16 protein-coding genes are annotated in these 17,341 nt (G+C 57.0%); 8 read left to right on the top strand and 8 right to left on the bottom strand.

Translation table 11 applies throughout. The features are described from left to right. Both arnB and AB6V08_RS17855 read right to left on the bottom strand, forming a co-directional pair. Complete coding sequence (gene arnB, locus AB6V08_RS17860) at positions 1-1,140, bottom strand: UDP-4-amino-4-deoxy-L-arabinose aminotransferase (protein ID WP_368544149.1); 1,140 nt, start codon at positions 1,138-1,140, stop codon at positions 1-3. Positions 1,141-1,462: 322 nt separating this feature from the next. Beyond that, entirely contained in the window at positions 1,463-1,969 is a 507-nt protein-coding gene (locus tag AB6V08_RS17855; RefSeq protein ID WP_368544148.1) for a phenolic acid decarboxylase, read from the bottom strand. Between the two features lie 99 nt (positions 1,970-2,068). On the opposite strand from AB6V08_RS17855, the gene AB6V08_RS17850 reads away from it, so the two are divergent. Beyond that, the gene (locus AB6V08_RS17850) at positions 2,069-2,929 is read left to right on the top strand and encodes a LysR family transcriptional regulator (protein ID WP_368544147.1); all 861 of its coding nucleotides are present in this window, start codon (positions 2,069-2,071) and stop codon (positions 2,927-2,929) included. 54 nt (positions 2,930-2,983) lie between these two features. Further along, on the top strand, positions 2,984-3,778 hold the full coding sequence (locus tag AB6V08_RS17845) for an SDR family NAD(P)-dependent oxidoreductase (protein ID WP_368544146.1): 795 nt from the start codon (positions 2,984-2,986) through the stop codon (positions 3,776-3,778). On the opposite strand, the gene AB6V08_RS17840 is transcribed toward AB6V08_RS17845, so the two are convergent. Continuing rightward, positions 3,775-4,302 (bottom strand): NlpC/P60 family protein, encoded by a 528-nt coding sequence (locus AB6V08_RS17840; RefSeq protein WP_368544145.1) that lies wholly within the window; start codon positions 4,300-4,302, stop codon positions 3,775-3,777. The two genes, AB6V08_RS17845 and AB6V08_RS17840, sit on opposite strands and share 4 nt — an antisense overlap. Positions 4,303-4,541: 239 nt before the next feature. Here AB6V08_RS17840 and AB6V08_RS17835 point away from each other — a divergent pair, with 239 nt between their 5' ends. Continuing rightward, positions 4,542-5,204: an HAD family hydrolase gene (locus tag AB6V08_RS17835; RefSeq protein ID WP_368544144.1), complete on the top strand. Its 663-nt coding sequence runs from the start codon at positions 4,542-4,544 to the stop codon at positions 5,202-5,204. 48 nt (positions 5,205-5,252) lie between these two features. Here the strand turns inward: AB6V08_RS17835 and AB6V08_RS17830 are convergent, their stop codons facing one another. Both AB6V08_RS17830 and AB6V08_RS17825 read right to left on the bottom strand, forming a co-directional pair. After that, positions 5,253-6,278, bottom strand: a complete 1,026-nt coding sequence (locus AB6V08_RS17830) for a TerC/Alx family metal homeostasis membrane protein (protein ID WP_368544143.1) — start codon at positions 6,276-6,278, stop codon at positions 5,253-5,255. Between the two features lie 110 nt (positions 6,279-6,388). Next, complete coding sequence (locus AB6V08_RS17825; protein ID WP_368544142.1) at positions 6,389-7,588, bottom strand: NAD(P)/FAD-dependent oxidoreductase; 1,200 nt, start codon at positions 7,586-7,588, stop codon at positions 6,389-6,391. 227 nt (positions 7,589-7,815) lie between these two features. Between AB6V08_RS17825 and pitA the strand changes: the two genes are divergently transcribed. Next, entirely contained in the window at positions 7,816-9,315 is a 1,500-nt protein-coding gene (pitA, locus tag AB6V08_RS17820; protein ID WP_368544141.1) for an inorganic phosphate transporter PitA, read from the top strand. A 55-nt stretch (positions 9,316-9,370) separates the two neighbouring features. Here pitA and uspB read toward each other — a convergent pair whose 3' ends face one another. Continuing rightward, entirely contained in the window at positions 9,371-9,706 is a 336-nt protein-coding gene (uspB, locus tag AB6V08_RS17815) for a universal stress protein UspB (protein ID WP_102890054.1), read from the bottom strand. A gap of 283 nt (positions 9,707-9,989) precedes the next feature. Between uspB and uspA the strand changes: the two genes are divergently transcribed. Next, entirely contained in the window at positions 9,990-10,427 is a 438-nt protein-coding gene (uspA, locus tag AB6V08_RS17810) for a universal stress protein UspA (RefSeq protein WP_003861223.1), read from the top strand. A 73-nt stretch (positions 10,428-10,500) separates the two neighbouring features. Here the strand turns inward: uspA and rsmJ are convergent, their stop codons facing one another. After that, positions 10,501-11,265 (bottom strand): 16S rRNA (guanine(1516)-N(2))-methyltransferase RsmJ, encoded by a 765-nt coding sequence (gene rsmJ, locus AB6V08_RS17805; RefSeq protein ID WP_368544140.1) that lies wholly within the window; start codon positions 11,263-11,265, stop codon positions 10,501-10,503. A 6-nt stretch (positions 11,266-11,271) separates the two neighbouring features. Further along, positions 11,272-13,314 carry an oligopeptidase A gene (gene prlC, locus AB6V08_RS17800; RefSeq protein ID WP_368544139.1) on the bottom strand — a complete coding sequence of 681 codons (2,043 nt, stop codon included), beginning with the start codon at positions 13,312-13,314 and terminating at the stop codon, positions 11,272-11,274. A gap of 206 nt (positions 13,315-13,520) precedes the next feature. Here prlC and AB6V08_RS17795 point away from each other — a divergent pair, with 206 nt between their 5' ends. From AB6V08_RS17795 to AB6V08_RS17785, 3 genes are all read left to right on the top strand, one after another. Further along, positions 13,521-14,363, top strand: a complete 843-nt coding sequence (locus tag AB6V08_RS17795) for a 23S rRNA (adenine(2030)-N(6))-methyltransferase RlmJ (RefSeq protein ID WP_368544138.1) — start codon at positions 13,521-13,523, stop codon at positions 14,361-14,363. 71 nt (positions 14,364-14,434) lie between these two features. Then, complete coding sequence (gene gorA, locus AB6V08_RS17790; protein WP_368544137.1) at positions 14,435-15,787, top strand: glutathione-disulfide reductase; 1,353 nt, start codon at positions 14,435-14,437, stop codon at positions 15,785-15,787. A 133-nt stretch (positions 15,788-15,920) separates the two neighbouring features. After that, complete coding sequence (locus tag AB6V08_RS17785) at positions 15,921-17,102, top strand: glycoside hydrolase family 5 protein (RefSeq protein ID WP_368544136.1); 1,182 nt, start codon at positions 15,921-15,923, stop codon at positions 17,100-17,102. Positions 17,103-17,341 lie beyond the last annotated feature (239 nt).

Raw genomic sequence — 17,341 nt, 5'->3', positions numbered from 1 at the left:
TCAATTTCCTGCAAGCTGATGGAGTGCGGTAATGACGCGGGTTGTGTCGTCATGGGTCATGTCCGGGAAAAGAGGGAGTGAACAAATACGCGCGCTGTTCCATTCAGAATTCGGGAGCGATACATCAGGAAAACGCTCGCGGTAGTATTTTTGCGTGTGTGCCGCGCGGAAGTGCAGGCCGGTGCCAATGCCCTTCTCTTTTAATGCAGCCATGAGGTTGTCGCGGGAGATGCCGCAACGGGCTTCATCCACGCGGATGATAAACAGGTGCCAGGCGTGAACGTGGGACCACTCGGGAATGCGCAGCGGCTGGAACGGCGTGTCGGCAAGCTCATGCAAATAGCGGTCGGCGATGTCGCGGCGGCGCGCGTTGGCCTCGGGCAATTTACCGAGCTGCACCAGCGCCAACGCGGCGTTGATATCCGCGAGGTTGTATTTGTAGCCAGGGGTAATCACTTCCGCCTGCGGCGCGCGGCCGTGGGTTTGACGGTCATAGGCATCGACGCCCAGCCCGTGGAACTTCAGGCTACGGATGCGCTGTGCCAGCTGTTCGTCGTCGGTGACGACCAGCCCGCCTTCGGCGCAGGTCATGTTCTTGATGGCGTGGAAGGAGAAAATCGCCGTGCCCTGCGAGCCAACGTGGCGATCCTTGTAATAGGTGCCTGCCGCGTGGGCGGCGTCTTCAATAACCGGAATGCCGTGACGTTCGCCAACGGCGCGGATGGCGTCGATATCCGCAGGCGCACCCGCGTAATGGACGGGGATAATCGCTTTGGTGCGCGGCGTAATTGCGGCTTCGATCGCCTCCGGCGTCGCCATCAAAGTGTCTTTATCGACATCGATCATCACCGGGGTCGCGCCCAGCAGCACGATCATGTTGAGCGTTGACACCCAGGTTAACGACGGAGTGATCACTTCATCACCGGGGCCAATACCCATCGCCATCAGCGTGACGTGCATCCCGGCGGTGGCGGAGCAAACCGCAATCGCGTGACGGTTGCCCGTCAGGGTGCAAAACGCCTCTTCAAGCTGCTGATTTTTAGGCCCCGTGGTGATCCAGCCCGACATCAGAACGTCCTGAAGCGCCGCAATTTCCTCAGCGCCCATCGACGGTCGCGAAAAAGGCAGAAAATCACTCATTATTAATTTCCTTGAGATGTGGGAGGCAGATTTAAATATTAAACAAATGCCGGATCATTTATTTCAACGAACCATAAACTCATCTCAAGGTAGCGTTCATTTCTTAGGGAAAAATTAAGACATTATGAAAAATCATCATCGATAAATTAAATAACATTTACATTCAAAGAGTTAAATCAATGTGAATTATTTAATATGTGATTCCAGTCAACTTAGTAAGAATGTTTTTCTAAACGGAACGACAACAAATAAAAAAATCCCGGGCATTTTAATTAAAAATCAAAATGGCCCGGGAACTTTTCTTTTTAGTTAATTGTCGCGCTTATTTTAAATTTTCTGGAAAGTTTTCAGGAAGCTCGCTGGCGGCACAGGCAATCACTTCGTCATTGTTCGCACCGCAGTCCCGCACAAAGGTAATGGTTGCGAATTCATCAATCACTTCGGTCGGATAAGCCGGGCCCGCATCGCGATAGGCGTTCATCAGCGGAATGTGGTCGTTCTGGAAACAAACGGTTTTTTCCGGATTATTCATCACCCAGCGTGGGAAGAAGATGGTTCCGTGGAACAGTTTGTCGCCCAGGTTCGCAATCAGGCTAACGTCGGTACCGGTCGGTTCAGTCCAGGAGATTTTATAGATGCTCTCGCCCACTCTCACGATGTAAGCGTGCTGATCTTTTACCCAACGGTTGGCCACGAGGCCGCTGTGAATACGGTAGTCCAGGGTGGTGTCGTTTTTGACGTAAATTTCGTAGTTCCAGCCGTTATCGTAGGTGTAGACCAGGTGTTTACCCACAAAACCACTTAAATCATGTTTGTCGAATGTGTTCATAATTTGTCTCCTTTGTTTTGATGAGCTGATCGTACCCCTTCAAAAAATGAATGAATAACGCTATGTTTGAATCAAATTAATTCAAAATTTAGATGAGTCATGCACAAAACAACGCTGGAGCAATGGTCACTGCTGGAAAAGGTAGTCGAGCTGGGCAGTTTTGCCAAAGCGGCGGAAGAGACGCACCGCAGCCAGTCTTCGGTCAGCTATAACCTGTCGCTATTGCAGGAGCGGCTGGGCGTCCCGCTGCTGGTGCCGGAGGGCCGCCGGGCGGTATTAACGCCCGCCGGGGAGCTGCTGCTGAGCCAGGTCAAACCGCTGCTCAAGGCGTTCTCCTATGTCGAAACCCGGGCCGCGACGCTGCGCAACGGGACGCGCACGCGGCTGGATCTGGTGGTGGACAGCATCTTTCCCCGCCGTCGCCTGTTCGCCATTTTGCGCCAGTTCCAGCATATGTACCCGCAAACGCAGGTACGGCTCACCGAAGTGCTGGAAAATGCCAGTTCGGAGATCGTCAACGCTGAAGCCGACGTGATGGTGCTCACCCGCCGTCAGGACATCACCGGGCTGGGCGAATGGCTGATGAACATTGATTTTGTCGCGGTTGCCCATCGCGACCATCCGCTGTTTGCGCTTCCTGCGCCGCTAAACGACGAGATGCTGCGCCCGTGGCCGCTGATCCAGATTGCCGATAACCAGCAGGCCGCCCGCACAGGCGGCGAGTCGTGGACGTTTTCCACCATCGATGCCGCGATCGAGGCGGTGATGTATCAGGTGGGCTACGGCTGGCTGCCGGAAGAACGTATTCAACCGCAGCTGGAACAGGGCGTGCTGAAAACTCTGGCGCTGAGCCACGGGGCCCGGCGCGCCACGCCGCTGCATCTGATCGTAAAACGCGCCCTCACCCCGCTGGACGAACAGGTCGAGACGCTTTTGCACCTTTTTCGTCAGGAGCCGTAACCCGCACCTGCTACGCTTTAAGGTCTGAACGTAGAAAACGACAAGGAGCGAACAGTGAAAATCGATTTTACGGGGAAAGTTGCGCTGGTCACCGCCTCAACCGGCGGCATTGGTTTCGCCATTGCCAGAGGGCTGGCGGAGAGCGGCGCAGAGGTGATTATCAACGGGCGCAGCACCGAGTCGGTGAACAAAGGCATCCAGCAGCTACAGCAGGTGGTGCCGGGCGTGCAGGTACGCGCCGCCATTGCCGATCTCAGCTCGCAGGAGGGCGTGGACGCGCTGCTTAAGGTGGCGGCGAACGTCGATATTCTGGTGAATAACGCCGGGATTTATGGCCCGCAGGACTTTTACGCCACCGACGACGAGACCTGGGAGCGCTACTGGCAAACCAACGTGATGTCCGGCGTGCGCCTGTCGCGCGCCCTGCTGCCGGGCATGGTGCAAAAAGGCTGGGGTCGCGTGGTATTTATCTCGTCCGAATCCGCCTGCAACATCCCGGCGGACATGATCCACTACGGCGTGACCAAAACCGCCCAGCTCTCGCTGGCGCGCGGCCTGGCTAAATTCGTGGCCGGAAGCGGCGTGACGGTCAACAGCGTGCTGCCGGGGCCGACGATGTCGGACGGTTTCGCCGAGATGATGAAAGACGAGATCGAAAAAACCGGCAAATCCCTGGAGCAGCTGGCGAAAGAGTTCGTGATGGCGAATCGCCCAAGCTCGGTTATCCAGCGCGCCGCCACGGTTGAAGAGGTCGCCAACATGGTGGTCTACGTCTGCTCGAACCAGGCCTCCGCCACCTCTGGCGCCGCCCTGCGCGTCGACGGTGGCGTGGTAGACGACATTATCTAGGCCGCACTGCCCGCGACCCGGCGGGCGGTAATAAAGTGCGATTGCCAGTAGCTATCGGCCAGCGTGGACACGGTGACGCCCTGGCTGGTCGAGGCGTGAATAAACTGGCTGTCGCCAATATACACCCCAACGTGTCGGCGGTTCGGCCCGGTCTGGAAGAAGACCAAATCCCCGGCCTTGAGGCGATATTGCGCCACCTGCACGCCGCGGTGGATCTGCTCGCCCGTGGTGCGCGGCAGGTCAAGGTGCGCGGCATCGCTGAACAGATGCTGCATCAGCGCCGAGCAATCCACGCCGCGATGGGTGGTGCCGCCCCACTGATAGTGGGTGCCTTTCCATTTCTGATACTGGTCGAGAATGCGCGAGCGCAGCGGACCTGACTCCTGATGTTCGAGCGCCGTCTTCGCCGGGGAAAGCGACAGGTCGTTATGCATTGACAGCATCGACGCGGGCAGTTGAAAACTAAAGGCAGAAAACGAGGCAAAGCTAAACGAGAGTACTGAAATAAGAAGTCTGAACGTCATAACCAATTAAAAGCAGTGAGTGAGTTTTTCCTTACCTGTGGGGGGCGAATATCCCCCGAAGCGTCTTTCAATGCGGTGATAATATAGACAGCTCACTTTTCACCCAACTTTTATCGAGGCCAAAATTGGACTGACGCCCCGGGTCGCAAGATCGATAAAAATGTGCACATGTATAAGGACTGAAGTGCTAAAGCAGGTAAACTAATGAGCAGAATGTGTATTTCAGCTAAGACGTATTTATGACCAATATGATTGCCGACGAGGCCGTAGCAAAATCGACGGTGCTTTCCGTCTTTGATTTTGATGGAACCTTGACCCACCACGACAGTTTTATCCCCTTCCTGCGCTTTGCCTTTGGCAAACGCTACTTCGCGGGCCGTCTGGTGCGCATGGCGCTGCCGACGCTTCACTGCGTGCGCCGCAAGCTGACGCGCGATGAACTGAAAGAAGTGCTGATTAAAACCTTCCTGACGGGCGTCGACGAACGCTGGCTGCGCCAGCAGGCGGAAGCGTTTTGCGAGAAGTACTGGACGAAGCTGATGCGCCCGGCGGGGATTATGGCGGTTGCCGCAGAGGTCAATTCCGGCGCAGAGGTGACGATTTGCTCCGCCTCTCCGGCGCTGGTATTGCAGCCGTGGGCCGACAAGCTCGGGATCAAGCTGATTGGTACGCAGCTGGAAGTGAAAGACGGCAAGCTGACCGGCCGCATCACCGGACATAACTGCCGCTGTGCGCAGAAGGTTGCCCGCCTGGAGAAGGTGTATGGCGATCTGAACGACTACCACCTGCGCGCCTGGGGCGACACCCGTGGCGACCACGAACTGCTGGCGGCGGCGCAAGACCCGCACTGGCGGCACTTCCATCCACCGCGCGCGCGTCGGAACTCACCGATTAAGGGTTAGGTGCGCTCTGGTGCCCTCTCCCACAGGGAGAGGGAGAAAAGCGAGGTATCAGGCCTCGCGTTTCCCAGGGAACATCACGCTCGCAATAATCCCCAGCGCCAGCACGCCCAGCACCACAAACAGGCTCGCGGTGGCGCCAATGCTGTAGCCGTGATGCCAGAAATGATCCGTTGCATTCAGCCCAAGCTTGAACGCCACGAAGAACAGCAGCAGCACAACGGCTTTTTCCAGATGCACCAGATACTGTTTTAACGCTTCGAGCACGAAGTAGAGGGTACGCAGACCGAGAATGGCGAACATCATCGCGCTGTAGATGATCAGCGGTTCGCGGCTCACGGCGATAATGGCCGGCACCGAGTCGAACGCAAACATCACGTCGGACAGCTCCACCACCGCCACGCAGAGCAGCAGCGGCGTGGCGTAGCGCTTCGCTTTCTTCACCCGTCCTACCATCACGTCCTGGTTTTCCGGCTTTTCCAGCTCCGCATCCACCTCTTTCTGGGTCAGAATAAAGGCGTTGCTGCTGATTTTTGGCCACACGGGATAAAAGCGCTTCACCAGACGATAGGCCAGGTGGCCGGAGTAATCTTCGACTTCGTCACTCTCTTCGTCACGCTTAAGCATCATCACCGCCGTCCAGCCAACGACCAGCGCGAAGATCACCTCCACGTATGGCCCCAGGCTCAGCAGGCTGGTGCCGATGGCAACGAAAATGCCGCGGAACACAATCGCCCCCAGCACGCCCCAGTAGAGCACGCGGTGACGATACTTATCCGGCACGCCGAACCAGGCGAAAATCGCCATCATCACAAACAGGTTATCGACGGAGAGCACCTCTTCCAGCGCATAGCCGGTGAGGAACAGGCTCGCCATCTCCGCACCATGATGCACATACAGGAACCCGGCGAACGCCATCGCCATCATGACCCAGAACACGGACCACATCGCGGCGCTTTTCAGCGAGATAGGTTTATCGTGACGGTGCATAAAGAGGTCGATAAACATCGCCCCCACGGCCATCACCACGAAGACAACAACGGTTTCAGTCGGGAAACCGAGATGAGCAGCAGACATACAACACCCTTTTTTAGAGGCAAAACACAGAAACCATGCAGACTGGTGAAAACCAGTAATAGAAAAAAGAGTGGCCTCTTACAGGACGCAGCACTCTAAAAATATCAATATTAAACGTTCTTTTCCGCCAGCGCCTGCGCGCACGCCCACGCGCTTGCCCAGGCCCACTGGAAGTTATAGCCGCCAAGCCAGCCGGTGACGTCCATCACTTCACCGATAAAGTAAAGCCCGGGCACGTTACGCGCTTCCATCGTGCGCGAAGAGAGCTCGTCGGTATCCACGCCGCCGAGCGTCACCTCTGCGGTGCGGTAGCCTTCGGTGCCGTTGGGCTGAACGCGCCAGTGGGTCAGGGTATCCACCAGCGTCTGCTGTTCGCGGCTGTTAAGCTGCTTGAGGGAAACATCCGGCACTTGCCCTAAGGCCTGCAGACACTCCACCAGACGCTTCGGCAGCTGCATTGCCAGCGTATTTTTCAGGCTTTGATTCGGGTGCGCGGTGCGTTGCTCGTTCAGGAAGCTGTCCAGATCGCAATCGGGCACCAGATTGACCGTCACAAACTCGCCGGGCTGCCAGTAGCTTGAAATCTGCAGCACCGCCGGGCCGGAGAGGCCGCGGTGGGTAAAGAGCAGGTTTTCGCGGAACACGGTGCCGTCTTCGGCGGTAATGACGGACGGAACAGACACGCCGGAGAGCGTCTGGAGCTGCTCGAGCAGCGGTTTATGCAGGGTAAAGGGCACCAGTCCCGCGCGGGTTGGCAGCACCTTCAGGCCAAACTGCTCGGCAATCTTGTAGCCGAACGGCGAGGCGCCCAGGCCCGGCATCGACAGGCCGCCGCTGGCAATCACCAGATTATCCGCGCTGACCGTTTCACCATTCAGCTGCAAGGTGTAGCCCTGCTCGTCGCGGGCCACGTCCAGCACCTCGGTGCGCAGGCGCATCGTCACGCCGCCTTTTTCGCACTCGGCCACCAGCATATCGACAATCTGCTGCGCGGAGTCGTCGCAGAACAGCTGCCCCAGCGTTTTCTCATGCCAGGCGATACCGTGCTTACCGACCAGATCGATAAAGTCCCACTGGGTGTAGCGCGCGAGAGCAGATTTGCAAAAATGACGGTTTTGACTCAAATACGCCGCGGGTTCGACATACAGGTTAGTAAAGTTGCAGCGACCCCCGCCAGACATGAGGATCTTGCGTCCCGGTTTTTTACCATTATCCAGCAGCAGCACACGGCGACCCGCCTGTCCGGCCATTGCCGCACAAAACATACCCGCCGCACCGGCGCCAATCACAACGGCATCAAACCTTTCCACATCAAAATCCTCTTCGTAAACTGCGCGGATTGTAAAGTTTCCTCTGTGGTCACACCAGCGTAAAAAGATATTACAAAGCCATTTCATTGAAATCTAAAGAATAAACATTCAGGCACAATTCCCAAATAAGGTGGTATGTCAAAAAAAGTCTATATTTCACTTTGCCCGTTGCGCATTTGTCCTGGATAATGCGCCGCGTTCATGTCCTCAAAATGGCGTAACGTCCTATGCTACATTTGTTTGCCGGCCTGGATTTACATACCGGGCTTTTACTCTTGCTTGCTCTGGCATTTGTATTGTTTTACGAAGCTATCAACGGCTTCCACGACACTGCGAACGCAGTAGCAACGGTTATTTACACTCGCGCAATGCGATCGCAGGTTGCGGTTGTTATGGCGGCGGTATTTAACTTTTTTGGTGTCCTCCTGGGCGGACTGAGCGTTGCGTATGCCATCGTGCATATGCTGCCAACAGATCTGCTTCTTAACGTTAGTTCTGGCCATGGCCTTGCTATGGTGTTCTCAATGCTGCTTGCTGCAATTATCTGGAACCTCGGTACCTGGTATTTCGGCCTGCCTGCATCCAGTTCTCACACGCTCATCGGCGCAATTATCGGTATCGGGTTAACCAACGCCCTGATGACCGGTACGTCCGTTGTTGATGCGCTTAATATCCCGAAAGTCATTGGTATTTTCGGCTCACTGATCATCTCCCCTATCGTGGGTCTGGTGGTCGCAGGGGGATTAATCTTCATCCTGCGTCGTTACTGGAGCGGAACCAAAAAACGCGCCCGTATTCACCTGACGCCGGCAGAGCGTGAGAAGAAAGACGGCAAGAAAAAGCCACCTTTCTGGACGCGTATTGCCCTGATCATTTCCGCTATCGGCGTGGCCTTCTCTCATGGCGCAAACGACGGTCAGAAAGGCATTGGTCTGGTGATGCTGGTTCTGATTGGCGTGGCTCCGGCTGGGTTCGTGATCAACATGAACGCCTCCGGCTATGAGATCACCCGTACCCGTGATGCCGTGAACAACGTTGAAGTCTATTTCCAGCAGCACCCTGCGCTGCTGAAAAAAGCGACCGGCGTAGACCAGCTGATCCCTTCTCCGGAAGCGGGCGCCACCACGGCACCAGGCGAGTTCCATTGCCACCCGGCGAATGCGATCAACGCGCTGGAACGTGCGAAGAACATGCTGGGCGACATCGAGAGCTACGACAAACTGTCCGTAGAACAGCGCGGTCAGCTGCGTCGCATTATGCTTTGCATCTCTGACGTGACGGATAAAGTCGCGAAGCAGCCAGAAGTGAATGCTGACGACCAGCGTCTGCTGAAGAAACTGAAAGGCGATATGCTCAACACCATTGAGTACGCGCCAATCTGGATCATCATGGCTGTCGCACTGGCTCTGGGTATCGGTACGATGATTGGCTGGCGTCGCGTGGCGACCACCATCGGTGAGAAGATCGGTAAGAAAGGCATGACGTATGCGCAGGGTATGTCCGCGCAGATGACGGCAGCCGTTTCAATCGGTCTGGCGAGCTACACGGGTATGCCAGTGTCGACTACCCACGTTCTCTCCTCTTCCGTGGCAGGTACCATGATTGTTGACGGTGGCGGTCTGCAACGCAAAACCGTAACCAACATCCTGATGGCCTGGGTGTTCACCCTCCCGGCGTCCATCCTGCTGTCTGGCGGTCTGTACTGGATTTCGCTGAAGCTGATTTAATCAGAAGAAGGCGACAAAAAAGCGGGTCAGGAAACTGACCCGCTTTTTTTTATGCTCAGTGCCAAATCATCAATGCAATCATACTCACCACAACCAGACCACACAGGGCGCTGGTCAAAATGAACTGACGACGCAGGCGCTCGCAGCGACGAATAAACTCGTCATCATGATGGTCGCGGTAGCGTTGGTAGTAGATATACCCCACCAGCCGCATCTGCTTGCTGGGCTGTCCATGCGAGGTGAAGAAACCTCCACCGTCCACATACTGATAAAGCAACGGATCGCAACCACGAAGTACCACTAACAGCGCACGTAACGATGAGAAGTAGCGCGCCATATTCACTATGCAAACCACACATAACGCCCAAAACAATGCGACGGTGCTAATCATACTTCCTCCCCGGCGTCCGCCCACGAAGCAACGCTTCGGGACTACCGCACCCCAATGCCCTGACAGACAGATCAGTGAAGAATGACTCAAAAGTCGATCGGGGTCACATTTTAATATCCGACCGGCTCATTAAATAGTGTAGGAGATCAGTTAATTTTTTTGCCACATGGTTAATCGTTATCAACACCAAAGCTTGAAAAATTTGTTCAACTGGGCCGTAATGAAAGCATCAGACGACGGCTTTCCCTTTTAGTCATCGATAACTTAAGGAAGGAGTAACACTATGGCTTACAAACACATTCTCATCGCGGTTGACCTCTCCCCGGAGAGCAAAGTGCTGGTTGATAAAGCGGTATCCATGGCGCGTCCGTACAACGCAAAAGTTTCGTTGATTCACGTTGATGTGAACTACTCCGATCTCTACACCGGTCTGATCGATGTCAATCTGGGCGATATGCAGAAACGTATCTCCGAAGAGACTCACCATGCGCTGAGCGAACTGTCCACCAACGCGGGCTACCCTATCACCGAAACCTTAAGCGGCAGCGGCGACCTGGGTCAGGTGCTGGTTGATGCCATTAAGAAATACGATATGGACCTGGTGGTTTGCGGTCATCACCAGGATTTCTGGAGCAAGCTGATGTCCTCAGCGCGTCAGCTGATCAACACCGTTCACGTGGATATGCTGATTGTTCCGCTGCGTGACGAAGAAGACGAGTAAGTAAGGTAAAAACCTTACCCCTCACCCTAACCCTCTCCCCATAGGGGAGAGGGAACGATCGAGCCCCTCGCCCCTATGGGGAGAGGGGTTGGGGTGAGGGGGTATAAATATCAAACCGATGCCCTTTGGTCGTCACCGCGTTCGTTGTGGCAACGTCCGCCAGCGGCGGCGCGTAGTCCGGGCGCTTCACCACCACCCGCTTCGTCGCGAGCTGACGGGCAGGCTCCAGCAGGCCATCGGCATCCAAATCCGGCCCCACCAGCGACTGAAACACACGCATCTCTTTCTTCACCAGCGCGCTTTTCTGCTTATGCGGGAACATCGGGTCGAGATACACCACCTGCGGGCGCGGCGTGATATCCGTCAGCGCCGTCAGGCTGGAGGCGTGAATAAGCTGCAATCGTTCCTGCAGCCACGGCCCGATTTCCGGGTCTGCGTAACCGCGCGTTAGCCCGTCGTCGAGCAGCGCCGCGACCACCGGATTACGCTCCAGCATCCGCACGCGACAGCCCACCGAGGCCAGCACGAAGGCATCGCGCCCCAGCCCTGCGGTAGCGTCTACCACGTCCGGCAAATAGCTGCCCTTAATGCCGACCGCTTTGGCCACCGCCTCGCCGCGGCCCCCGCCAAACTTGCGGCGGTGCGCCATCGCGCCGCCCACGAAGTCGACAAAAATGCCGCCAAGCTTCGGTTCGTCGCGCTTGCGCAGCTCCAGATGCTCAGGCGTCATCACCAGCGCCATCAGGTTCTCGTCGTCGTGCTCCAGCCCCCAGCGGGCAGCTAAAACAGATAAGGCGCCGTCCCCGGCGCCTGTTTCATCTACTAAGCAGATCTTCACGCAGAATCAGCCTTTAATCCCGTAATGCTCCAGCATCGCGTCCAGCTGCGGCTCGCGACCGCGGAAGCGTTTGAACAGCACCATCGGCTCTTCAGAACCGCCGCGGGTCAGGATGTTATCGAGGAACGACTGGCCGGTTTCGCGGTTGAAAATCCCCTCTTCTTCGAAGCGAGAGAACGCATCCGCTGCCAGCACGTCGGCCCACAGGTAGCTGTAGTAGCCCGCCGCGTAACCGCCCGCAAAGATGTGGCTGAACGCGTGCGGGAAACGGCCCCAGGTTGGGCCCGGGATAACGGCAACCTGCTTTTTAATCTCTGCCAGGGTTTCGAGGACTTTCGCCCCCTGCTCCGGGCTGAACTCCGCGTGCAGACGGAAGTCGAACAGGCCGAACTCCAGCTGGCGCAGGATAAACATCGCCGCCTGGTAGTTCTTCGCCGCCAGCATTTTATCCAGCAGCGCCTTCGGCAGCGGTTCGCCGGTCTCAAAGTGGCCGGAGATAAACGCCAGCGCCTCCGGCTCCCAGCACCAGTTTTCCATAAACTGGCTCGGCAGCTCGACCGCATCCCACGGCACACCGCTGATACCGGCAACGCCTGCGGTTTCGATACGGGTCAGCATGTGGTGCAGACCGTGGCCGAACTCGTGGAACAGGGTGATCACTTCGTCATGGGTAAAGAGCGCAGGCTTGCCGCTCACCGGACGGTTGAAGTTACAGGTCAGATAGGCGACCGGTTTTTGCAGAGAGCCATCGGCTTTACGCATCTGGCCCACGCAGTCGTCCATCCACGCCCCGCCGCGCTTGTTTTCACGGGCGTAGAGATCGAGATAGAAGCTGCCGCGCAGCTCGTTTTTCTCGTCATAAAGCTCGAAGAAGCGCACGTCCGGATGCCAGACGTCGATATCGGTACGCTCTTTCGCGGTGATGCCGTAAATGCGTTTCACCACTTCGAACAGGCCGTTAACGGCTTTATTTTCCGGGAAGTACGGGCGCAGCTGCTCGTCGCTGATGCTGTAGAGGTGCTGCTTCTGTTTTTCGCTGTAGTAGGCGATATCCCACGGCTGCAGTTCGTCGACGCCGAACTCCGCTTTGGCGAAGGCGCGCAGCTGGGCCAGCTCTTTCTCACCCTGCGGACGGGCGCGTTTCGCCAGATCGGTCAGGAAGTCGAGCACCTGCTGCGGGTTTTCCGCCATTTTGGTGGCGAGAGATTTGTCGGCGTAGCTGTCGAAGCCCAGCAGCTGTGCCAGCTCGTGACGCAGGGCGAGGATTTCCGCCATCACCGGGCTGTTGTCCCATTTACCGGCATTCGGCCCCTGATCGGAGGCGCGGGTGCTGTAGGCGCGATACATCTCTTCGCGCAGGGCCTGGTTGTCGCAGTAGGTCATCACCGGCAGATAGCTCGGGATATCCAGGGTCAGCAGGAAGCCTTCCTGCTCTTTCGCTTCCGCCTGGGCTTTAGCTGCCGCCAGCGCGCTTTCCGGCATCCCGGCCAGCTCGCTTTCGTCGGTAATCAGCTTCGACCAGCCCATGGTGGCGTCGAGCACGTTGTTGCTGTACTGGTTGCCCAGCTCGGACAGGCGCGCCGCGATTTCGCCGTAGCGGGTCTGTTTCTCTTTTGGCAGGCCGATCCCGGACAGCTCAAAGTCACGCAGGGCGTTTTCGACCGATTTTTTCTGCGCGGTGTTCAGGGAGGCAAAATGATCGCCGTCGCGCAGGTCGCGGTAGGCCTGATACAGACCTTCGTGCTGACCCACCCAGGTGCTGTACTCGGAGAGCAGCGGCAGGGTTTGCTCGTAGGCTTCGCGCAGTTCCGGGCTGTTTTTCACCGAATTCAGGTGGCTCACCGGGGAGAAAATACGTCCAAGCACGTCATCCACTTCGGCAAGCTTCTGACACAGGTTTTCCCAGGTGTACGGCGCACCCTGCGCAACCACGCTTTCTACCGCCGCGCGGCAGTTGTCCAGCGACTGCGTAACGGCCGGAACCACATGCTCAGGGAGGATTTTAGAAAACGGCGGTAGCGAAAAAGGCGTCAGTAATGGATTGGTCATAAGCGCTGTCCTGTTGAAGAAGATGAATGAAGCGCGCATCCGGCGCTGTGCATATTGTTGTGTAATGGGGTTAAGTGTAGAGGATTTCAATGCCGGGGGTTGTCGAAAAACGCCCTCTGGCGCTGCGCTTGCCGGGCCTGCGGGTAATCTTTGCCGATCTGCTGTAAACTGTGGCAAATCGTCATTTCAGCGGAATATCATCACCCATGCTCAGTTATCGCCACAGCTTCCACGCAGGCAACCACGCCGACGTCCTTAAACACACCGTTCAGAGCCTGATTATCGAAGCGCTCAAAGAGAAAGATAAGCCTTTCCTTTATCTGGACACGCACGCTGGCGCGGGCCGTTATCAGCTGAGCGGCGAGCACGCCGAGCGTACCGGGGAATATCTCGAAGGTATCGCCCGCATCTGGCAGCAGGACGACCTGCCGGCCGAGCTGGAGCCATACATCGGTGTGGTGAATCATTTCAACCGCAACGGCCAGCTGCGCTACTACCCAGGCTCGCCGCTGATTGCCCGCCAGCTTCTGCGCGAGCAGGACAGCCTTCAGCTGACCGAGCTGCACCCGAGCGACTTCCCGCTGCTGCGCTCTGAGTTTCAGAAAGACAGCCGCGCCCGCGTGGACAAAGCCGACGGCTATCAGCAGCTGAAAGCCAAGCTGCCGCCGGTTTCCCGTCGCGGCCTGGTGCTGATCGACCCGCCTTACGAAATCAAAACCGACTATCAGGCGGTGGTGACGGGCATCAGCGAAGGCTACAAGCGCTTTGCTACCGGCACCTATGCCCTGTGGTATCCGGTGGTGCTGCGCGCGCAAATTAAGCGCATGATCAAAGACCTGGAAGCCACCGGCATTCGCAAGATCCTCCAGATTGAGCTGGCCGTGCGTCCGGACAGCGACCAGCGCGGCATGACCGCGTCCGGCATGATTGTGATCAACCCGCCGTGGAAGCTCGAAGCGCAGATGAACAGCGTTCTTCCGTGGTTACACAAAACCCTGGTGCCTGCGGGTACAGGTCACGCAACGGTCAACTGGATCGTGCCTGAGTAATCGCAGCCATTGATGGAACCAATTGATTTCAGGTATACAATCGCGGCAATTCACGATTAAGGATAAAAGCTATGACTAAGCATTATGACTACATCGCAATCGGTGGCGGCAGCGGCGGCATCGCCTCTATCAACCGCGCAGCCATGTACGGCCAGAAGTGTGCGCTGATTGAAGCCAAAGCGCTGGGCGGCACCTGCGTGAACGTGGGTTGTGTACCGAAAAAAGTGATGTGGCACGCCGCGCAGATCCGCGAAGCGATTCATATGTATGGCCCGGACTATGGCTTCGACACTACTATCAATAACTTTGACTGGGACAAGCTGATCGCCAGCCGTACCGCCTATATCGACCGTATTCACACCTCGTACGACAACGTGCTGGGCAAGAACAACGTCGATGTGATCCGCGGTTTCGCCCGTTTCGTGGATGCAAAAACGATCGAAGTGAACGGTGAAACGATCACCGCCGATCATATCCTGATCGCCACCGGCGGCCGTCCATCCCATCCGGATATCCCGGGCGTGGAGTACGGGATCGACTCCGACGGCTTCTTCGAGCTGCCTGCCCTGCCAAAACGCGTTGCCGTAGTCGGCGCGGGCTACATCGCCGTGGAGCTGGCGGGCGTGATTAACGGTCTGGGTTCCGAAACGCACCTGTTCGTGCGCAAGCACGCGCCGCTGCGCAGCTTCGACCCGCTGATCGTCGACACCCTGGTGGAAGTGATGAACGCCGAGGGGCCAACCCTGCACACCAACGCGGTGCCTAAAGCCGTGGTGAAAAACGCCGACGGCAGCCTGACTCTGGAGCTGGAAGATGGCCGTAGCCAGACCGTGGATTGCCTGATCTGGGCGATTGGTCGCGAGCCGGCGAACGACAACTTCAACCTGGCCGTCACGGGCGTGAAAACCAACGATAAAGGCTACATCGTTGTTGATAAGTTCCAGAACACCAGCGTGCCGGGCATTTACGCCGTGGGCGATAACACCGGTGCCGTTGAGCTGACGCCGGTGGCGGTTGCGGCGGGTCGTCGTCTGTCCGAACGCCTGTTTAACAACAAGCCGGACGAGCATCTGGACTACAGCAACATCCCGACAGTGGTCTTTAGCCATCCGCCAATCGGTACCGTCGGTTTGACCGAGCCGCAGGCGCGCGAGCAGTACGGCGACGACCAGGTGAAAGTGTACAAATCCGCGTTTACCGCGATGTACACCGCCGTCACCTCACACCGTCAGCCGTGCCGCATGAAGCTGGTGTGCGTTGGCCCGGAAGAGAAAATTGTCGGTATCCATGGCATCGGCTTTGGCATGGATGAGATCCTCCAGGGCTTTGCGGTGGCGCTGAAAATGGGCGCAACCAAGAAAGACTTCGACAACACCGTGGCGATCCACCCGACCGCGGCGGAAGAGTTTGTCACCATGCGTTAATCGCTTTTTTCAGGAAAGCGTCACAAAAAACTGGCCTAAACAGGCCAGTTTTTTTATATGGCTCGATAATTTAAAAACAACAATTCATCATAATCCTGAATATTAAACGCTCAGCGCGCCAACAGGGATTGAGATGAAAGCGATTATCGGACTGGCCCTTCTTGTATGTTCTTTTACCTCTTCTGCCTCCGGCGACATCGCCTTCTGGGACACGCCCCGTCACGGAGGGAATAGCTTTAACCGCCTGCCGCCCGAGCAGGACTATTTCGACGCCCTGCGCGGCTACGGCGCGACCTGGGTTCGCCTCTCTTACGATAAATGGAAGCCGGCCGACCGGGACTTTCTGCTCGGCAATGCCGACGGCTACCGCGGGCTGGAGGCGGCCGATCTCGCCACGCTGAAAGCCACCATCAGAAAAGCCCACGCCGCCGGGCTGAAGGTGGTTATCGCCCCGCTCTCCCTGCCCGGAATGCGCTGGTCGCAAAACAACAATAACCAGTTTGATGACCGCCTCTGGCAGGACAAAAAATACTGGCAGGAGGCCGCCCATTTCTGGCGTGATTTGGCGCTGGCGCTGAAAGACGAGCCGGGTATCGCGGCCTGGAACCTGATTAATGAGCCGGCACCTGAAAAGCGGGGCAACATCAGCGAGCAGGCCTCACCGCAGGCGCTTAAGGCCTGGTATCAGCAGCAGGCGAATACCGCGCGAAACCTGCCCGCGCTCTACAATCAGATCATCGCCGCCATCCGCGAGGTGGATGCCACAACGCCGATCATGGTCGACGGCGGCTGGTACGGCTCTGCGCGCGGATTTTCCGGCTGGGCTTCCCCGCTGAACGACCCGCGCGTGCTGTACAGCTTCCATATGTACGAACCCTATGACTTCACCAGCGCGCCGAATGCCCGTCGCAAGGTGCCGTTTGAGTACCCTGGGACAGTGACCTTCGGCGGGAAAAAGGTGAAATGGGATGCGGCAGCGGTGGCTGACTGGATGGACGCCCCGTTTGCCTGGGCAAAGCAGCACGGCGTTCCGGCGAACCGGATTGTCGCTGGCGAGTTTGGCTGCGTTCGCACGCTGCCGGGCTGTAAGCAGTGGCTTAACGACGTGCTGACGGTTCTCGACAGGCACAGCGCCCACTGGGCGTTTTACTCGTTTCGTGAGGACGCCTGGGACGCGATGGACTACGAGCTGGGGAAAAAGCCGGTGCCCTGGTCCTACTGGAAGGCCATCGACGATAACGCGCCCGATACGCTCAAGCGTCATTCCACCGAGGAATTTGAGCCCATCAGCAGGCGCTTAAAACAGGGCCAGTGACGCCAGCGTCAAAACGGCCTCTTTCCCGGAGGCCGTTGTTAACATACATAAATCGTTGCAAAACGAATACTCTGAAATCGTGAAGATTGGCATTCGCCCGAAAAAACGCTTTCCCGTTTATTATCAATAAAATAAAAGCATTCCCTGAAAAATCGAGGTCTTTAAAAGCGTGATCAACCGCACGTTTCCCTCCCCAGACACCGAAGCGAATGTCTACGCTTAATAGACACCCGGAAAAA

This window comes from Enterobacter soli (genome assembly GCF_964208575.1).
Lineage (GTDB): Bacteria > Pseudomonadota > Gammaproteobacteria > Enterobacterales > Enterobacteriaceae > Enterobacter > Enterobacter soli_A.
This window is presented reverse-complemented; position numbering and strand designations above follow the sequence as displayed.